This is a genomic window from Legionella hackeliae, from assembly GCF_000953655.1.
Classification (GTDB): Bacteria; Pseudomonadota; Gammaproteobacteria; order Legionellales; family Legionellaceae; genus Tatlockia; species Tatlockia hackeliae.
Genome location: NZ_LN681225.1, coordinates 1264112 through 1279756 on the forward strand (window position 1 = coordinate 1264112; position 15645 = coordinate 1279756).

Here is a 15645-nt window from a genome sequence, read left to right on the forward strand (position 1 = left end):
TCAATTAGCTTTTCTCAAAGATTTCCCATGCAAAGATGGGTTTCGATTTTATTAGGAGCTACATTATTAGCCTTGCCTATGAGCTCTACGGCTAAAAGTGTTTTTCTAAGCCTTTCTTTAATAGCAATATTATTCACGCCAACTTTGCGTAAAGATGCATTAGCACTTTTTTCCAGTGATTGGGGAAAAGCTGCAATATTGCTTTTTCTTGTGGCAATAGTTGCTTGCTTCTGGAGTCCCGCAAGCTTTGGCGATAAGAAATTCATGATTGAAAAATATAGTAAATTGCTTTATTTCCCCGTTTTAGTTGCTGGATTTCAGAATGCTAAAACAAGACAATTAAGTTTACATACTTTCTTATTGGCTATCGTCATCACTTGCTTCTTATCAATTTTAAAATTCCATGGTTTTTTGCAATCGTTTAATTTTAATCCAGATCATGTGTTTCGTAATCATATTATGACGGGTTTTATGGTTGCTTTTGCTGCTTATTTATCCTGGTTGTTTGCCTATAGACAGCAAGGTTATACACGTTTAGGGTATGGTTTGCTTGCACTAATGTTTAGTTACCAGGTTCTTTTTGTGAGTGGAGGCCGAACTGGATATGTCATTTATTTGCTGCTAATGGCAATTTTGATGTTGCAGCTTTGTACATGGCGACAAGCTATAGCCGGAGTTTGCTTGGTTTTTGCAGTATTTGTAACCAGCTATTTTGCAAGTCCAGTGATGAAAGAGCGTGTCGATGCAATTGCTCAGCAACTTCAGAGCTACCAAAATAATCAGAAAGATACGGATATCGGATTACGTCTACAATTTCATGATTATGCACACCAATTATTCAACCGCCATCCTATGTTAGGTAATGGTACTGGAAGTTTTACCTATTATTTCGAACAAGAAAAACCTGTCCCATTTTGGAGTTGGAAATTAATAGAACCACATAGCCAATATTGGCTAACTGCTGCTGAATTTGGGTTGCTGGGAATTGCTGCGTTGATTTTCTTTTTCTATAGTATATTTCGCGCCAGTTTACGCCTGGACAAAACAAGAATTATTGCGTTTGCCATGTTTATACCATTTTTGATAGGTAATTTATCAGATTCCTTACTTCTTTATTCAGGCTCTGGTTATTTCTTCTTATTGTTTATGGCGCTTTGTTTTGGTGAACAGCTTGAGATGAGCAAACAGAAAGACCAATGAGTCAGCGTTGAGTTAGTCCTAATCCCTTATTATGGAAATTAAATCAAAAGAAGCTGAAAGTGGTATTTAGAAGGACTTATGTTAAAACGATTTCTTTATTAGTGGCAAACCTGGCAATATGCTTCTGCATTTGCTGGTTCTATGTGAGCTATCGAGGCGCTAATCAGTTACCGACCGTTTGTAACAACCAGTTTGGGTGTTGAGTGGATAGATACCGATAGGGCGCAATCGTTAGAGTTACTACCGCCCCTTTGGTAATTATTATACAAGCGAAAATTCGTACAAGCTGGCGGGTAACCTTGGATTTGCTTTGGGGTTTGAGCATGCTATCAATTCACAATATTTCTACCAGTTAGGAATCGCCGCTTATGGTGAAACGCAAATAAAAATCGATGGTCATGTTTGGCAGTATGGTTTACCTGAGTTTAATAATTTTATCTACCTTTATAACATCAAAAGTAAACCCTTAATGTTAACTAGTAAACTAAGTTTGCCACATTTGTACACACATCAGATTCGTCTTCAATGGACAGCATTGATTTAAGGATAACGAAGAACTCCTCAATAGAACATTTTATACTTTGTTCGTTGCTTTTAATTCAGGGTTATACCTTTGGAGCCAAGCAACAGAACGTTTAAATGTAACTGTCGATAGAAAAATTCAGGCACTAATTGATAATTATCTGGTAAGCCCAGGAAAACGAGAGGGGGTTTCAGGGATAGCTGTTTCTATATTTATACCTAATGCAAAAAGAATACCGATATCGGTGATGCTATTGGAGAGCTCAATGCCGACATTTATCGAGTTATTGTGTCTACTTATCCTCAGTATGCGTGTAAAACTAGTATTATTCTCATCTAATGTTAGGGCATTGAAACTCTCCTTTTACGTGGAGAATATCAAAGTCCTTACAAAGTTGGTCATCATTTACAATATTTGTCCTTTATTAATATTCTCTTAAGAAAAATTAGTTACCCTGAGTAAAATTTTTATTGGGGATAATTAATGCAAGAACGTAGAGAGATAGATAAGACTACTGATGCTAATAACAACAATATCTATAATAGCCCAGCTTATATGTTGGCGAATGTGACTTTTAAAACTGCACTTATCTCTTTTTCAGTCTCTGCGTTAACTCAACCATTTCAAGCGACATTAACTCATTTTCAACTTCAATCTGGTGCTACTTCGTCATTAAAGAATGGACTATTCAGAGGGTTGTATCGTGGTTTCTTTCCCTACGCTTTAGCGGGGCAAAAACGAGGTGCCGTGGCCGTAAGCGCAAAGCAGGCTAATCGGGAGGTCACGGAAGAACAACTAGAAGCAGAATTACCGATTCGTCAACGCTGGTTAGGGACATTTCTTTTCTCTCAGGCAGATTTATTAATCAGCAACGGCTTGGGGAATAAGTCAAAATTAGAAAGTGCAAATATTATTACTAATGCAAATTTTAACTGGTCTTTTACCAATTATGTGAAATTAACCTGGGCTAACTGGGGATCCCGTACGGCTTCAGGATTTATTAATTTTGCAGCTCTAGGTTTTGTTGGGGATTACATCAGTTCTTTCTACAAATTCGAAGATGAGTTTTATAATAAATTATGTGGCGGTGCAACTGCTGGTGTCATTGCAACAGCATTAACTACAGTGCCTAATTCTTATGCTGATAGAAAGATATTGGCGTCAAAAATGGAGAATGGACGTTTGTTAACAGTATCACCATATACGATGTTTCGTCAGATGCAAGCTCAGGTAAAAACGGGTGGTCGAGGCGTAATTCTGGATTGCATAAGATTTACCTTATTCAAGGAGTTTTTGATAAGAAGTCCTCAAAGCGCTCTAACTTTCAGTATTATTTTTGGCTTGGATCACGCATTGGGTATTGAACCTTTAAGAAAAATTTGGCCTAAAAGTAAAGAAAAGCCTGATACTGATGAAATTGCAGACCGAGTCTCCAAAGGCCTATAACACAGTGATTTCCTGGTTGCAAGCACCAGGAAATTTGATTTATTGAGTCACAACCTAGGGCTCGATTCAGCACCTCTCTGGATGCCTCGGACAAGCCGAGGCACGTAGGGGACTAAGTAAAATAATCCGTATACTCCCACCTCATCATTTCAATTTCACTTCTTTGCACTTGCATGAGTATGCTCTTCTTTCTAGGTATCTCGGCCGAGGCAGGTAGGGGTTAAGTAAAATAACCCGTATATTCCAACCTCATCATTTCAATTCCACTTCTTTACACTTGCATGAGTATGCTCTTCTTTCTAGGTATCTCGGCCGAGGCAGGTAGGGGTAAGTAAAATAACCCGTATATTCCCACCTCATCATTTCAATTCCACTTCTTTGCACTTGCATGAGTATGCTCTTTTTTCTAGGTATCTCGGCCGAGGCAGGTAGGGGTAAGTAAAATAACCCGTATACTCCCACCTCATCATTTCAATTCCACTTCTTTGCACTTGCATGAGTATGCTCTTCTTTCTAGGTATCTCGGCCGAGGCAGGTAGGGGTAAGTAAAATAACCCGTATACTCCCACCTCATCATTTCAATTCCACTTCTTTGCACTTGCATGAGTATGCTCTTCTTTCTAGGTATCTCGGCCGAGGCAGGTAGGGGTAAGTAAAATAATCCGTATACTCCCACCTCATCATTTCAATTCCACTTCTTTGCACTTGCATGAGTATGCTCTTCTTTCTAGGTATCTCGGCCGAGGCAGGTAGGGGTAAGTAAAATAATCCGTATACTCCCAACTCATCATTTCAATTCCACTTCTTTGCACTTGCATGAGTATGCTCTTTTTTCTAGGTATCTCGGCCGAGGCAGGTAGGGGTAAGTAAAATAATCCGTATGCTCCCACCTCATCATTTCAATTCCACTTCTTTGCACTTGCATGAGTATGCTCTTCTTTCGACGTGCCTCGGCTTGTCCGAGGCATCCAGTTGAGGCATCAACTTTAGTGTTGGTTGAATTTTTGAGATCGATTTAATGTTTAAGTTGGATCGATTGACCCAACAAAATTAACTCTTACTTGCTCTAATTTTAATATTTTTAAAACCCATCGTAGCAGAAAGTTAATTAACACTAGAATTAGTGTCTCTTTGCATTCTTTAATGATTCGTTTAGAATTTCCTAACAATTTAATGGATTGCATTAATTATTCAGGAATGTGGATATGATATCTTTTTTTAGTAAGGCGGCACTTCATGTTCTACGCGAGGCTCTTAAAACAACGGCAGTCGACACTACTCGAGTTACACTAGGTACGGGAATGGTTATGGGGGGGTATCATGCATACGATAAGGCAAAAAATGCATTTTTCCAGCAGCCTTCTGTCGAACCCCACAATAAAAAAGATTTTCCTTCAAACAAAGTGGGTTTTGGAGCATAGACTTAGTGTTCAGATTACTAAAACGCTAACTTCAATTGCTGCCAGTACATATTGTAAAGAGCTAAGGTTTGTTCACCCACATCGCGCTGAAAGTGTCCTCGATTTAAGATTTCATTTGATGGATAAACAATGGGGTTTTGCCTGATTGCTGTTGGTAAAAGTGCTTTGCTTTTACTATTGGTTATAGCATGACCTTCCATCAGAGCTATCTTCATCCCAATATCCGGTCGTAATATAAAATTGATAAATTGATAGGCCTCTTCTTGATGAGGTGGATTTGATGGGATAGCAAGACAATCTACCCAAATTACAAAACCCTCTTGCGGGTAGTTAAATCCAATTTTATTATTTTCGGCGTGAGCCTTGAATGCATCACCATTCCAGGATGAGCCTGCGATAGCATCTTCATCAATCATAATTGCCTGAATGCTGTCACTAGCAAACAATTTAATGTTTGGTACTAACTTCAACAAATGATGGAAAGCGTCTTTAATGTGTTCCGGATTAGTATCGTTGGGATCAAAACCTAAACTCATTAAGGCAATAGCAAAGATTTCACGGGAGTCATCCAATAGCATTAATTGTCTTCGCCAGCGGCTTTGCCAAAGCTCTTTCCAAGCCCTTGGGGGTTGGATTACAGAGTTCTGGTTGTAGAAAATGCCAGTAGCTCCCCAAATGATAGGAACACTATAGTGATTTCCTCTATCATAATCATTTTGGGTAAAATTTTCAGAAATATTACTCAAATTGGGTAATTTTTTCTGATCCAGACGGGTTAACATGCCTTGTTTTTGCATACGCTCTACAAAATAGGCGGATGGTAAAATCACATCATAAATGCTTTTGCCACTAGCTTTTAATTTGGCAAACATAGTTTCATTACTGTCATAGGTCGAGAAATTAACTGTAATCCCTGTTTCATGCTCAAATTGTTGAATGACCTTCTTGGGAATTTCACCTCCCCAGACATAAACGTTCACTACCCGCTGTGCCCAAAGTGAGGTGGTTGAAAGAAGTAAAGTCAGTAAAAGATAGCGATAACTCATGGTGATTTACCTGACAAGAGATGTGAGATAATTACCATAACCATCGATAACAAAATAGTAATGGTACATAGTGCATTCAATTCAGGTGTGACGCCTGCTCTTACTAGAGAATAAATTGTTAAGGGTAAAATATTAAAATCAGGACCAGCGACAAAATAGCTAATAATTACATCGTCAAAAGAGAGGGTAAAACAAAGCAAAAACGCACTTAAGACTGCGGGCCACAATAAAGGTAATAAAATTTTAGTTAATGCAATAAATCGTGTGGCACCTAAATCGAGAGCACTAAAATAGATATTAGGATCCAAAGTATGGATTCGGCTGTTAATTGTCAAAACAACAAAAGGAATGCAGAACGTAATGTGGGCAATCAACAAACTAAAGAAACCTAATGGTATGTCGCTGGTGTTAAAGAATATGAGTAATGCTACTCCTAGTACGAGATCAGGGATGATGATTAACAAGAGCAGCATGACGTGCAAGAAACGGCGATGACGGCTACGAAATAGAAATAAGTTGACGCAAGTTAGTAATCCGATTGTTGTAGCTATCGTCGAAGCGGTTAGTCCTAAAATAACGGAGTGAAGGAAAGACGTCCATAATCCTCTATCATGGAAAAGTTCGTAATACCAACGCATTGAAAATCCATGCCACTGCAAGGAGAATTTAGCATTATTGACTGAGTAAACTACCAAAACCAAAATAGGCAAGTAGAGCATAAGGTAGATAAGGAGAATAAAAAGTTTTTGCGAAAATACTTTCAACGCAAATCCTCCTTATTTTGACGCCGAAAAATAATTAGCAGCAACAATAATAAAGCGGTTAGAATCATACTGGTCGCAGCACCTTGAGGCCAATTTCCTAAAACAAGAAATTGATCCTGTATCAGATTTCCCAACAAAATAGAGCGAGCACCGCCAAGTACATTAGGAATATAAAATAATGTCATTGCGGGTAATAACACCAATAAACAGCCCGCAGCAATACCACTTGCCGTATTAGGCAAAAAGACACGGAAAAAGATATCCCTTTTACTGGCTCCCAAATCTTTTGCGGCTTCAATTAATCGAAAGTCAAAGCGCTCCATATTGGTAAAGATTGGCAATACCATAAATGGGAAAAGATTATAAATTAAGCCACTAATGACAGCAAAATTAGAATAGAGTAAGGAAAGTGGACTGTCGATTAGGTGTAGATTTAACAACAGAGTATTTAGTACTCCTTTTGCTTTAAGAATGGCAATTAGAGAATAAGTTCGTACTAGAGAACTCGTCCAAAATGGAATAATTATGAGCAATAATAGCAACGATTGATGCCTGGATTTAACCAATAAGTAACTAAAAGGATAGGCCAAAAGTAAGCACCCTCCAGTCGTCAATAAGGCTATAAAGAGTGAGCGAAAAAAAATTTTCACAAACGTTGGGTTAAGTAGAGCTTCATAATTATTCAAAGTAAAAGGCAGAGTAACCAGATGACCACTGTCACGCGATAGAAAGCTTGCTAGTAACACCATGCTTAGGGGGATAAGGCAAAAAACAATAAGCCAGATGTAGATAAAATAAATAGATACCGAGCGAGCTTTCATGAGGTTGTCTCGACCAAGCGGTTCATAATTATTTTTTTTGACAACAAATTTTTCATCGTTTGCTCACTATCGAATGGGCACAAGGAGTTAATATTGGGATCGAGGGAGCAAAACTTCCCATCCGGTAAGCCAATGTACCCAGACCGTTTCATTAGGGGCGTATTCTAACTTATCGTCATCTTCATCGAAAAATTCAGAGGCATTGATAACCTTACCTGAAGCTAATTCGACTTTTAAATCAACGGTAGAGCCTTTATAAATAATATCGATGATTTTACCGGGTATCATGTCATTCGTATCTACTACCTCAGACAAACTCCAAACCCGAATATCCTCAGGTCGGACAATCAAATGCAGTTTGTCCCCGGGTTGATAGTTATTGGTGTTCTTACAATGCAAGGGAGTACATTCAATCTCTGTCAACAAGGTCTGTTCAGTCGCTTCAAGAACCTCAATATCAAAAATATTGGCTTCACCAATAAACTGAGCCACCTGGAGATTTTTGGGCGTCTCATAGACTTCTCGCGGGGTGCCTATCTGCTCAATATGACCATGATTAAAAATTACTATTCTGTCAGACATAGATAGAGCTTCTTCTTGATCGTGTGTAACAAAGATAAACGTCATGTTGAGTGTTTTTTGGAGTTGCTTTAGCTCAGATTGCATATCTTTGCGTAAACGATAATCTAAAGAGCTTAAAGGTTCATCCAGTAATAATACTTGCGGACGATTAATAATTGCTCGAGCAATAGCCACGCGTTGCTGTTGCCCACCACTTAATTGCTTAATATTTCGAGCCGCAAATGACTCAAGTTGTACAAGACGCAATGATTCTTGGACTCGCTCCGTAATTTCTTGCTCATTAATACCTTTACACCGTAAAGCGAAAGCAACGTTTTCATAAACAGATAGATGCGGGAAGAGTGCATAACTCTGAAACACTGTGTGTACATCTCTTTTTTGAGGAGGTAATGAGTTTACGCATTGTCCATTGATATAGATGTAGCCTGCAGAGGGCTGTTCAAATCCAGAGATTAATCGCAAAAGAGTAGTCTTGCCACAGCCAGAAGGGCCTAACAAGGTTAAAAACTCACCATTAAAAACCGATAACGTAATGTTATCAAGTATGGTTGCCGAATTATAGGACTTATAAAGTTGTTTTATTTCTATAAGAGGTATCATGACTCTGGATATAAAAAGTACAATTATGCGGCCTGGTACGCTAGTTGTCCAGACCACTACTAGGGCTACTGGTATTAATATAATTCTTTACCAGATAGAAACTTGTTGCGATGGTGATTGCAGACTACAGACTTCTGAGACTCCACCATTGTTACAAACCACTACACCAGTTGCATCATCGACGGTCAAAACGCCTCCTTGCCACAGGCAGCAGCCTTGAAGTTTTTGTAAATCCATTACTGCATGTCGAGTACAGTAGCATGATGAATAGTAACCATTACTACAAACATAACGGCCAGCGGATGTGTCGCAATAACTAATACCCCCCATGCTGCCGCAACAGCTCTTTTTGTCGCATTCGGGTATAAAAGTATTTGAGTTACTAGGGCATATAACTTTTACTTTTGCAAACATCGAAAAAGATGTAAGCAAACATGCTATAGTAATGAGTAAACTACACAATAACCGCATAACTTATTCCAACGATTTTATTTTGATTAGAATAACATAGCTAACAACAAAAAGAAGCCTTCGCTCATTTGCTGCGGTAAGTTCGCTGGGTTGACTGGATGCCCCGGACAAGCCGAGGCACGTAGATTTAGCCCGAGCTGTGATGATGAGCCACAGCATAATGTATGAGCCAGAGCATAATGTATGAGCCAAACACTGTGATGTAGAAGCGAGATGCGATGAGCACTCTCGCCTACCTGCCTCGGCTTGGCCGAGGCATCCAGAGAAGATCCAACCAACCGAAATCTTTCTATGTCTTACTCCTTGGCAGGCTCTAGAGGAACTACAAGCCACATAATGAGATAAACTAAAATTGCAGAGCCACCCAATAAAAGAAGAATAATAAAAATTAATCTCATTACGGTAGGATCCATACTAAAATAGGCCGCTAAACCGCCGCATACACCGGCAATCATTTTATCGCGACGTGAACGATATAGTCTTTGGGGGCGTTGAGATAATTGTTTCATGTCTATATTCCTAATTATTAGGTTCTTGATGGTTATTGTAGAACATTTAGCTTACCTAATGATAAAGTTATTGTTTTGAAGAAGTAAAGGAGGGAATAAGGTTGCCAGGAGTTAGCCGGTACTTGAGCTTTTGCTTCTTAGGAATTATTTCAGCGAGTCTGAATGCCCAGGATTTGTGTGAACTGGCACTTGAAAAGCTTTACGAAAAAGGGAGTGGTTTAATTGCTGTTATTAAAATTAACACGGACAACTCTGGACTTTATTCGTCTACCGTTGAAATCAGTAACGATTGTGAGAAGTACATCCCATTTTTATCGGTTAAAGACCCCGATGTTGTAAAAACTAAAAATGGTCTCTGTGCTGTTTTGCCTGCGAGCGAATTAAAACCTAATTTATGTGGATTACGAGTGACTTTTTGTAACTCAGAAAAAGAGTGTCAGTCTTTGAATATCGATTTAAAAGCAGAGTCAGGCCATTATGTTGCAGCTGAACCTGCTTATTATGAAATGACATTCCCCTAGAAATATAGCGGCTCAGATAATGTTAACTTTCTTCCAGTGAAGGAACGGCAGAGGCTAATTCTTGCAGATCCAAATCGACCGATTCAATCTTCTGGAAGCGCTGTGTAATCTTTTTAGCAGACGTGTTGACCTCAGAGACATCTTGATGAGCTAGATCAATATGTTTGGATAATTTGTCCATGCGTTTTTCAAACCGTTGGAAATCATCGGCAAGGGCATGCAAATGTTTTTGAATAATGTGAACATGCTTGCGAGTTTCATCGTCTTTTAATACGGCTTTAGCAGTGGTTAACACGGCCATTAAGGTGCTTGGTGAAACCAACCATACCTTCAAGCGCTGAGAAAGACTAACAATTTCTGGGTAGTTGGCATGAATCTCTGCAAAAATAGCCTCTGCTGGAATAAACATCACTGCGCCATCAGCCGTTTCATTGGGAATAATATATTTTTCGGCAATATCTTTAATGTGTTTTTGTAAATCTTGACGAAATTGTTGTTGTAATGATTTTCTTTCGATTGAGGCATTGTCAGTATTCATCAATTTTTGATAGGTTTCCAATGGAAATTTCGCATCAATTACTACATTGCCAGTCGGGTCAGGTAAAAATAAAATACAATCGGCTCTTTTTTGATTGCTTAGAGTGTATTGCATTCGGTAATGTGTGTTTGGTAAAACATTGGCAATCAAAGTAGCTAATTGCACTTCCCCAAAGGCACCACGAGCTCGTTTATCGACTAAAACATCCTGTAAACTCACGACATGAGTCGATAATTCGGTAATTTTTTTTTGGGCTTCATCAATAATAGTCAAGCGTCTAACCACGTCCGTGAACGTTGATGATGTTTTTTCAAAGCCTTCCGTTAATTTGTGATTAACCTGCTGAGTTAGACTATGTAGATGGTTACGAATTTCTTCAGTCAGTGATTGTAAATGAGAGGTTAAGGACGTCGCGTGTTGTTTGAAGCTATGATTCATTTGCTCACGCACATCAGTCATTTGACGTTGAACTGTTTCACCAATTAGCTGTTGACTTGCCAATTGTCCTTGAATAATTTTCTCATGAACGAGATGCTGACTTGCCTGATAGGCTTGTTGTAGATCAAGGTGTATTTGATGAAGTTGGTTAGTAAATAACTGCTGTACTTTTTCAGTCTGCATTTCGGAAAATGCCCGTTGCTTTGCTTGACGCCAGATTAACCAAAGGACCAAAAAAAGTTGAAGGGCAAGCGCAGAAGCGATGCCCTCAATGAGAGAAAAAGAAGCAAGAAAAGCCATACTATCCCAAGGTTGTTAATTCAATTGGCGTATTGTATTCATAAACAGGTTTCAACTGACCAAAGTCAATCAAATGAAGATAGCCAAGATAATAAGGTGCTTTATAATTAGTTTTTTGTTGAGAATCAAATGAAAAATTAATGACATGCTTACCGGGGGCTAACCATGATGCAGATTGTACTGCATTAATTGGATGAAGTTTACCCTCAGAATCACTACCGAAAAGAACAGCTTCTAGGGCATAACGACTACCTGTCGCAACATTAATTTTCGCAGAAAAAGCCAGAGGTTTGTTGTCTATTGGCTTTATTTTGCTAATAGCTGCTGAAGGAATCACATAAGAAAACGCCGTATGAGCTTGACGAATAATAGTTTCTTCCTCTACGAGAGAGGTTGTTTCAACAGCAATATACCAATTTTCGCCTTGAGAATTCTTATCAGATTGCAGATCAATCTGTGTCTGATAAAGGTTGTCTGAAACTTGTTCCAGGGTTAAGTTGGTAATTTCACCGTTGGGGTTAATTAACGACGCATTAATCTCATCAATTGGATAATTCAATTCATCATCGCTTAAGCGAATGGTAACTTTTAATTTATCACCATAGTGGTAACGACCTTTGTCTGTTTCTACACTTAAATAAGTCGGAGCATACTTGTCGTAAACATGAATAATAAATTGACCGTCATCCCCAGTTAGATGCGTATTGCTTCCCAGAATGAATTTCCCAGAGCCTAATTCCGGTTTTAATTGCAATGCTACCAGTTGGCCAGCAAATGCAGTATCTTTAAGCGCATCTTTTTGTGCAAATAAACTCGAGGCTTCTAACATACTCAATTTGGCTTGCCTGGTTTTAATAAAGAAGTCCGGATTAGTTTTCGAGTCAGATTGTGCTTTCGTGATATGGATGATTGCACCCGGTGCCTGGGTGTGAATGGCAATACCTGCATTTAATTGTTGCGCTGTTGCTTTAATTTGATATTGGCGACTTGTTTGCTGGTGCATCACATCATCGTTCAACGGCTCGTCGTCGGTTGCCCAGCTGGAGTTAAGATCATCGTGAGATAGATTTTCGCACTGCGCACATTCATAGGAAATAATTTGCTGTGTAGGTAGGGTAACTGCCAATGATTGTGTAAACCAGGCAGTAGTTACTAAAAAAATTATATGACGTGATTTCATTGCAACGCTCCTTGTGCAATTAAGTCTCTGCGAATGATTTTCTCAAAACCAAAACAAGAGTGCCTACTCTGATTATGACTTAACGGAGTTTGGTTTATTGTTTTTTGCCAATCATAGAACCAGATCTTTCCTGCAATGGTTTGAGAGCGACAATTTAAAAAGCCATCTGAGCAGTCATCTAGATAAAATTGCGTAAGCTTCAAGCCTGTATTGAGTAAATAACCATTGCAATAGCTAGCTTTTGAGATAGGGGATGCGGTTACATTGGTGCCAATAACGACTCGAAAAGGTACGGGTAGAGAGGGGCGGCCCATGGTACCGAATAATATGTCAGCATTATAAAGCGCCATATCGCCAATACGCTGTTGCTTGACGGAATCATTCTGATAACCCAACAACCAACCTACTTTTGATTCAAAACTGTGACCATCGATAACAGCATCAGCTAATGGTGTGCCACCGCTTGATGGGGCAAGTGCGATAATTTGGCTGATTGTTTTTGTTACGCTGGCATAACGTGCATCATAGCTGGGGTTTGATAAAATCCAGCGGATGACATTAGCGCCGTTTGAGTGAGTATAAACAATTAACTTAGTAATTTGTTTGTTTTTAATAAAATCCAGTAGCTGATCGGCAACGCAGCCTGCAGCAGCCTCATGCCACATGTAATGGCTAAAATCACAAGCCAGCACAATATTATTTTCAGGGTTAGGTAAACCATCAGCCACTGCATCAATAAAGTCCCGCTTCCAATACCCTCCATCAGCATCTGTCCGGTGGTCATTTGTACCATGTACAAAAGCAATACCTATATTTTCTGCAAAAGAAGAGGAGTAGTTAAATGAAGCGCATATAAATAAAAAAAGGCAGGCAAGAAAACGTTGTAAGTCCATTTGTTATGTCCTTGTCTAAAACCCAAGCGATATCTATAACATACCCTCACTTCACACAGCAAGAGGGGAAAGAGAAGTATGCGTTTAAAAAAAATTTTTACCGGCAAGACGAGTAAATTTAGGATTTGAAATTAATAGGAAAATGCTAAACTTCTTCTTTTCTTCAGAGGACTCGATTAATGAGTCAAGATAGTGTTTTAAAACAACTTAATGAACTGCGTGAGCAGATTCGTCTATATGATTATCATTACTATGTACTCGATACCCCCTTGGTACCTGATATTGAGTACGATCGTTGCTTTAAAAGATTGCAGGCTCTAGAAAATGAGTATCCTCAATATATTACATCAGACTCACCCACTCAACGCGTAGGCGTTAGTCCTTCAGGTGCCTTCGACGAAGTGGTGCATGTAAAACCGATGTTGTCCCTGGCAAACGTGTTTACTACTGAAGAGTTGCAAGCATTTATGAAGCGCGTTGCAGACAAGTTGGAGCGACTTGAGGATAGCCTGACGTTTACCTGCGAACCAAAACTTGACGGCTTGGCAGTTAATTTAACCTACAAAGAGGGCCTTTTAGCGTATGCAGCCACCCGAGGTGATGGTGCAGTGGGCGAAAACATAACTAACAATATCAAAACAATTGCTGCTGTACCGCTAAAAATTCTCTCTGATAAACCACCACAACTGATTGAAATTCGCGGAGAAGTTTATATGCCCAAAGCGGGCTTTGAAGCCTACAATGAGAAAGCTCGACTCAGTGGCGAAAAAACATTCGCGAACCCTCGAAATGCTGCTGCTGGAAGCTTACGCCAATTAAATCCAGCAATTACAGCATCTCGTCCGTTGGCAATTTATTATTATGGTATTGGTGCTTGTGAGGATTTTGAATTACCAAATAGCCAGTTAGCCCAGCTGCAGTTGCTTAAGCAATGGGGATTTAGGGTGTCGAATGAGGTTCAAAAAGCCACGGGTTTGCAAGGTTGTCTTGACTATTACAATGCTATATTAAAGCGTCGCATGGATTTGCCCTATGAAATCGATGGCGTGGTTTATAAAATTGATAGTATCGAATTGCAACGTGAACTAGGTTATGTCGCACGAGCACCACGTTTTGCTTGTGCCCACAAATTTCCCGCCAGTGAAGAAATCACAGAATTACTTGCCGTGGATTTTCAGGTAGGTCGTACAGGTGCGTTAACACCTGTTGCCCGCTTAAAACCAGTTAGTGTGGCAGGGGTTACCGTGAGTAATGCGACCTTGCATAATATGGATGAAATTGAGCGCAAAGATATTCGTCTCGGTGATACAGTGGTGGTGCGTCGGGCTGGGGATGTGATTCCTGAGGTAGTTTCTGTAGTCATGGAAAAGCGTCCTGCAGAAACGCATGCTATTCATTTGCCTACAGATTGTCCTGTCTGTGGTGCTGATGTTATCCGTGAAGAAGGCGAGGCTGTTGCGCGTTGTACAGGTGGGCTATTTTGTAGTGCACAACTAAAACGCATGCTTTGGCATTTTGCTTCAAGAAGGGCGATGGCAATTGATGGTTTGGGTGCTGGTATCATTGAATTACTTGTTGAAGAAAAGTTAGTAAAGGATATCTCAGATCTATACAATTTGGATTTTGAAACTTTAGCTAATTTGCCACGTATGGGTAAAAAATCGACTGAAAATTTACTCTCATCCATTGAAAAAAGTAAGGAAACAACTTTCTCGCGTTTTCTGTATGCGCTGGGTATTCGGGAAGTAGGTGAGGTTAGTGCTCGAGTTTTGGCAGCAGAATTTCCTGATATTGTTTCGTTAAAAACTGCTTCTGTAGAGCAGCTCATGGAATTAAAAGATATTGGCCCTGTGTGTGCCTATCATGTGGTGCATTTCTTTGCCCAGGCCCACAATGTTGACGTCATTAATAAATTAATAGCCTATGGTGTGCATTGGCCTCAGGAAGAGCGTAAGCAACTTGATGAGCAACATCCATTTTTTGGTAAAACCCTGGTTCTTACGGGAACTTTAACCAGTATGGGACGTGAAGATGCTAAAGCTCGTTTGCTTGCTCTTGGCGCTAAAGTATCAGGGAGTGTGTCGAAGAAAACAGATTATGTGATTGCAGGAAGTGAGGCTGGATCTAAACTGGATAAAGCGCTTGAATTTGGCGTTCGTGTGTTGAATGAAGAAGAGTTTCTTGTCCTGCTGACTTGACTAAATAGAAGCGTGCTAACATTATAATAATTTGAATAATTAATTTTTTTTAGGGATTTGCTTTGGTCGTACTCGGCAGGTTGAATATTCTATTTGTTTTACTGCTAAGTACGAGCATTTCTTGGGCGAGCAGTTGGATTTTTAATAATCCTTATCCCGATGATGATGCCTCAGAAAAAATTTATTATTCATCC

Annotated in this window: 15 protein-coding genes; 6 read left to right on the forward strand and 9 right to left on the reverse strand. The window is 39.5% G+C overall.

The genetic code is table 11. The annotated features are described in order from the left end of the window. The first annotated feature begins 27 nt into the window (after nucleotides 1-27). The 4 genes from LHA_RS05770 to LHA_RS05785 all read left to right on the forward strand — a co-directional run bounded on the left by LHA_RS05770 (nucleotide 28) and on the right by LHA_RS05785 (nucleotide 4590). Nucleotides 28-1200, forward strand: coding sequence for an O-antigen ligase family protein (locus LHA_RS05770; RefSeq protein ID WP_045105700.1), 1173 nt, complete (start codon nucleotides 28-30; stop codon nucleotides 1198-1200). A gap of 310 nt (nucleotides 1201-1510) precedes the next feature. Further along, entirely contained in the window at nucleotides 1511-1744 is a 234-nt protein-coding gene (locus LHA_RS05775) for a hypothetical protein (protein ID WP_045105701.1), read from the forward strand. A 462-nt stretch (nucleotides 1745-2206) separates the two neighbouring features. Beyond that, entirely contained in the window at nucleotides 2207-3169 is a 963-nt protein-coding gene (locus LHA_RS05780; RefSeq protein WP_045105702.1) for a hypothetical protein, read from the forward strand. A gap of 1205 nt (nucleotides 3170-4374) precedes the next feature. Continuing rightward, the gene (locus tag LHA_RS05785; protein WP_045105703.1) at nucleotides 4375-4590 is read left to right on the forward strand and encodes a hypothetical protein; all 216 of its coding nucleotides are present in this window, start codon (nucleotides 4375-4377) and stop codon (nucleotides 4588-4590) included. 17 nt (nucleotides 4591-4607) lie between these two features. Here LHA_RS05785 and LHA_RS05790 read toward each other — a convergent pair whose 3' ends face one another. The 6 genes from LHA_RS05790 to LHA_RS05815 all read right to left on the reverse strand — a co-directional run bounded on the left by LHA_RS05790 (nucleotide 4608) and on the right by LHA_RS05815 (nucleotide 9383). Further along, nucleotides 4608-5636 (reverse strand): ABC transporter substrate-binding protein, encoded by a 1029-nt coding sequence (locus LHA_RS05790; protein ID WP_045105704.1) that lies wholly within the window; start codon nucleotides 5634-5636, stop codon nucleotides 4608-4610. Beyond that, complete coding sequence (locus tag LHA_RS05795; protein ID WP_370447940.1) at nucleotides 5633-6355, reverse strand: ABC transporter permease subunit; 723 nt, start codon at nucleotides 6353-6355, stop codon at nucleotides 5633-5635. Before LHA_RS05795 ends, LHA_RS05790 begins: the two co-directional genes overlap by 4 nt. Nucleotides 6356-6396: 41 nt before the next feature. Continuing rightward, the gene (locus LHA_RS05800) at nucleotides 6397-7221 is read right to left on the reverse strand and encodes an ABC transporter permease (RefSeq protein ID WP_045105706.1); all 825 of its coding nucleotides are present in this window, start codon (nucleotides 7219-7221) and stop codon (nucleotides 6397-6399) included. A gap of 87 nt (nucleotides 7222-7308) precedes the next feature. Beyond that, the gene (potA, locus tag LHA_RS05805; protein ID WP_045105707.1) at nucleotides 7309-8403 is read right to left on the reverse strand and encodes a spermidine/putrescine ABC transporter ATP-binding protein PotA; all 1095 of its coding nucleotides are present in this window, start codon (nucleotides 8401-8403) and stop codon (nucleotides 7309-7311) included. Between the two features lie 87 nt (nucleotides 8404-8490). After that, entirely contained in the window at nucleotides 8491-8733 is a 243-nt protein-coding gene (locus tag LHA_RS17275) for a neurogenic locus notch (protein WP_174901052.1), read from the reverse strand. A 437-nt stretch (nucleotides 8734-9170) separates the two neighbouring features. Next, nucleotides 9171-9383: a PspC domain-containing protein gene (locus LHA_RS05815; protein ID WP_045105709.1), complete on the reverse strand. Its 213-nt coding sequence runs from the start codon at nucleotides 9381-9383 to the stop codon at nucleotides 9171-9173. Between the two features lie 122 nt (nucleotides 9384-9505). Here LHA_RS05815 and LHA_RS05820 point away from each other — a divergent pair, with 122 nt between their 5' ends. After that, nucleotides 9506-9904: a hypothetical protein gene (locus tag LHA_RS05820; RefSeq protein ID WP_045105710.1), complete on the forward strand. Its 399-nt coding sequence runs from the start codon at nucleotides 9506-9508 to the stop codon at nucleotides 9902-9904. Between the two features lie 22 nt (nucleotides 9905-9926). On the opposite strand, the gene LHA_RS05825 is transcribed toward LHA_RS05820, so the two are convergent. Genes LHA_RS05825 through LHA_RS05835 form a run of 3 tightly spaced genes read right to left on the reverse strand, consistent with a single transcriptional unit; the run spans nucleotide 9927 to nucleotide 13253 of the window. Continuing rightward, nucleotides 9927-11180: a DNA recombination protein RmuC gene (locus LHA_RS05825; RefSeq protein ID WP_045105711.1), complete on the reverse strand. Its 1254-nt coding sequence runs from the start codon at nucleotides 11178-11180 to the stop codon at nucleotides 9927-9929. A gap of 1 nt (nucleotide 11181) precedes the next feature. Continuing rightward, nucleotides 11182-12360: a DUF4785 domain-containing protein gene (locus tag LHA_RS05830; RefSeq protein ID WP_045105712.1), complete on the reverse strand. Its 1179-nt coding sequence runs from the start codon at nucleotides 12358-12360 to the stop codon at nucleotides 11182-11184. After that, nucleotides 12357-13253, reverse strand: a complete 897-nt coding sequence (locus LHA_RS05835) for a hypothetical protein (protein ID WP_045105713.1) — start codon at nucleotides 13251-13253, stop codon at nucleotides 12357-12359. The genes LHA_RS05830 and LHA_RS05835 overlap by 4 nt, the downstream gene beginning before the upstream one ends. 179 nt (nucleotides 13254-13432) lie before the next feature. Here LHA_RS05835 and ligA point away from each other — a divergent pair, with 179 nt between their 5' ends. After that, nucleotides 13433-15451, forward strand: coding sequence for an NAD-dependent DNA ligase LigA (gene ligA / locus LHA_RS05840; RefSeq protein WP_045105714.1), 2019 nt, complete (start codon nucleotides 13433-13435; stop codon nucleotides 15449-15451). The last annotated feature ends 194 nt before the right edge of the window (nucleotides 15452-15645 follow it).

Coding starts and splice junctions, on each gene's coding strand:
- LHA_RS05770 (WP_045105700.1), top strand. CDS start 28: ATGCAAAGATGGGTTTCGATTTTATTAGGAGCTACATTATTAGCCTTG.
- LHA_RS05780 (WP_045105702.1), top strand. CDS start 2,207: ATGCAAGAACGTAGAGAGATAGATAAGACTACTGATGCTAATAACAAC.
- LHA_RS05785 (WP_045105703.1), top strand. CDS start 4,375: ATGATATCTTTTTTTAGTAAGGCGGCACTTCATGTTCTACGCGAGGCT.
- LHA_RS05790 (WP_045105704.1), bottom strand. CDS start 5,636: ATGAGTTATCGCTATCTTTTACTGACTTTACTTCTTTCAACCACCTCA.
- LHA_RS05795 (WP_370447940.1), bottom strand. CDS start 6,355: ATGCTCTACTTGCCTATTTTGGTTTTGGTAGTTTACTCAGTCAATAAT.
- LHA_RS05800 (WP_045105706.1), bottom strand. CDS start 7,221: ATGAAAGCTCGCTCGGTATCTATTTATTTTATCTACATCTGGCTTATT.
- potA (WP_045105707.1), bottom strand. CDS start 8,403: ATGATACCTCTTATAGAAATAAAACAACTTTATAAGTCCTATAATTCG.
- LHA_RS17275 (WP_174901052.1), bottom strand. CDS start 8,733: ATGGGGGGTATTAGTTATTGCGACACATCCGCTGGCCGTTATGTTTGT.
- LHA_RS05815 (WP_045105709.1), bottom strand. CDS start 9,383: ATGAAACAATTATCTCAACGCCCCCAAAGACTATATCGTTCACGTCGC.
- LHA_RS05825 (WP_045105711.1), bottom strand. CDS start 11,180: ATGGCTTTTCTTGCTTCTTTTTCTCTCATTGAGGGCATCGCTTCTGCG.
- LHA_RS05830 (WP_045105712.1), bottom strand. CDS start 12,360: ATGAAATCACGTCATATAATTTTTTTAGTAACTACTGCCTGGTTTACA.
- LHA_RS05835 (WP_045105713.1), bottom strand. CDS start 13,253: ATGGACTTACAACGTTTTCTTGCCTGCCTTTTTTTATTTATATGCGCT.
- ligA (WP_045105714.1), top strand. CDS start 13,433: ATGAGTCAAGATAGTGTTTTAAAACAACTTAATGAACTGCGTGAGCAG.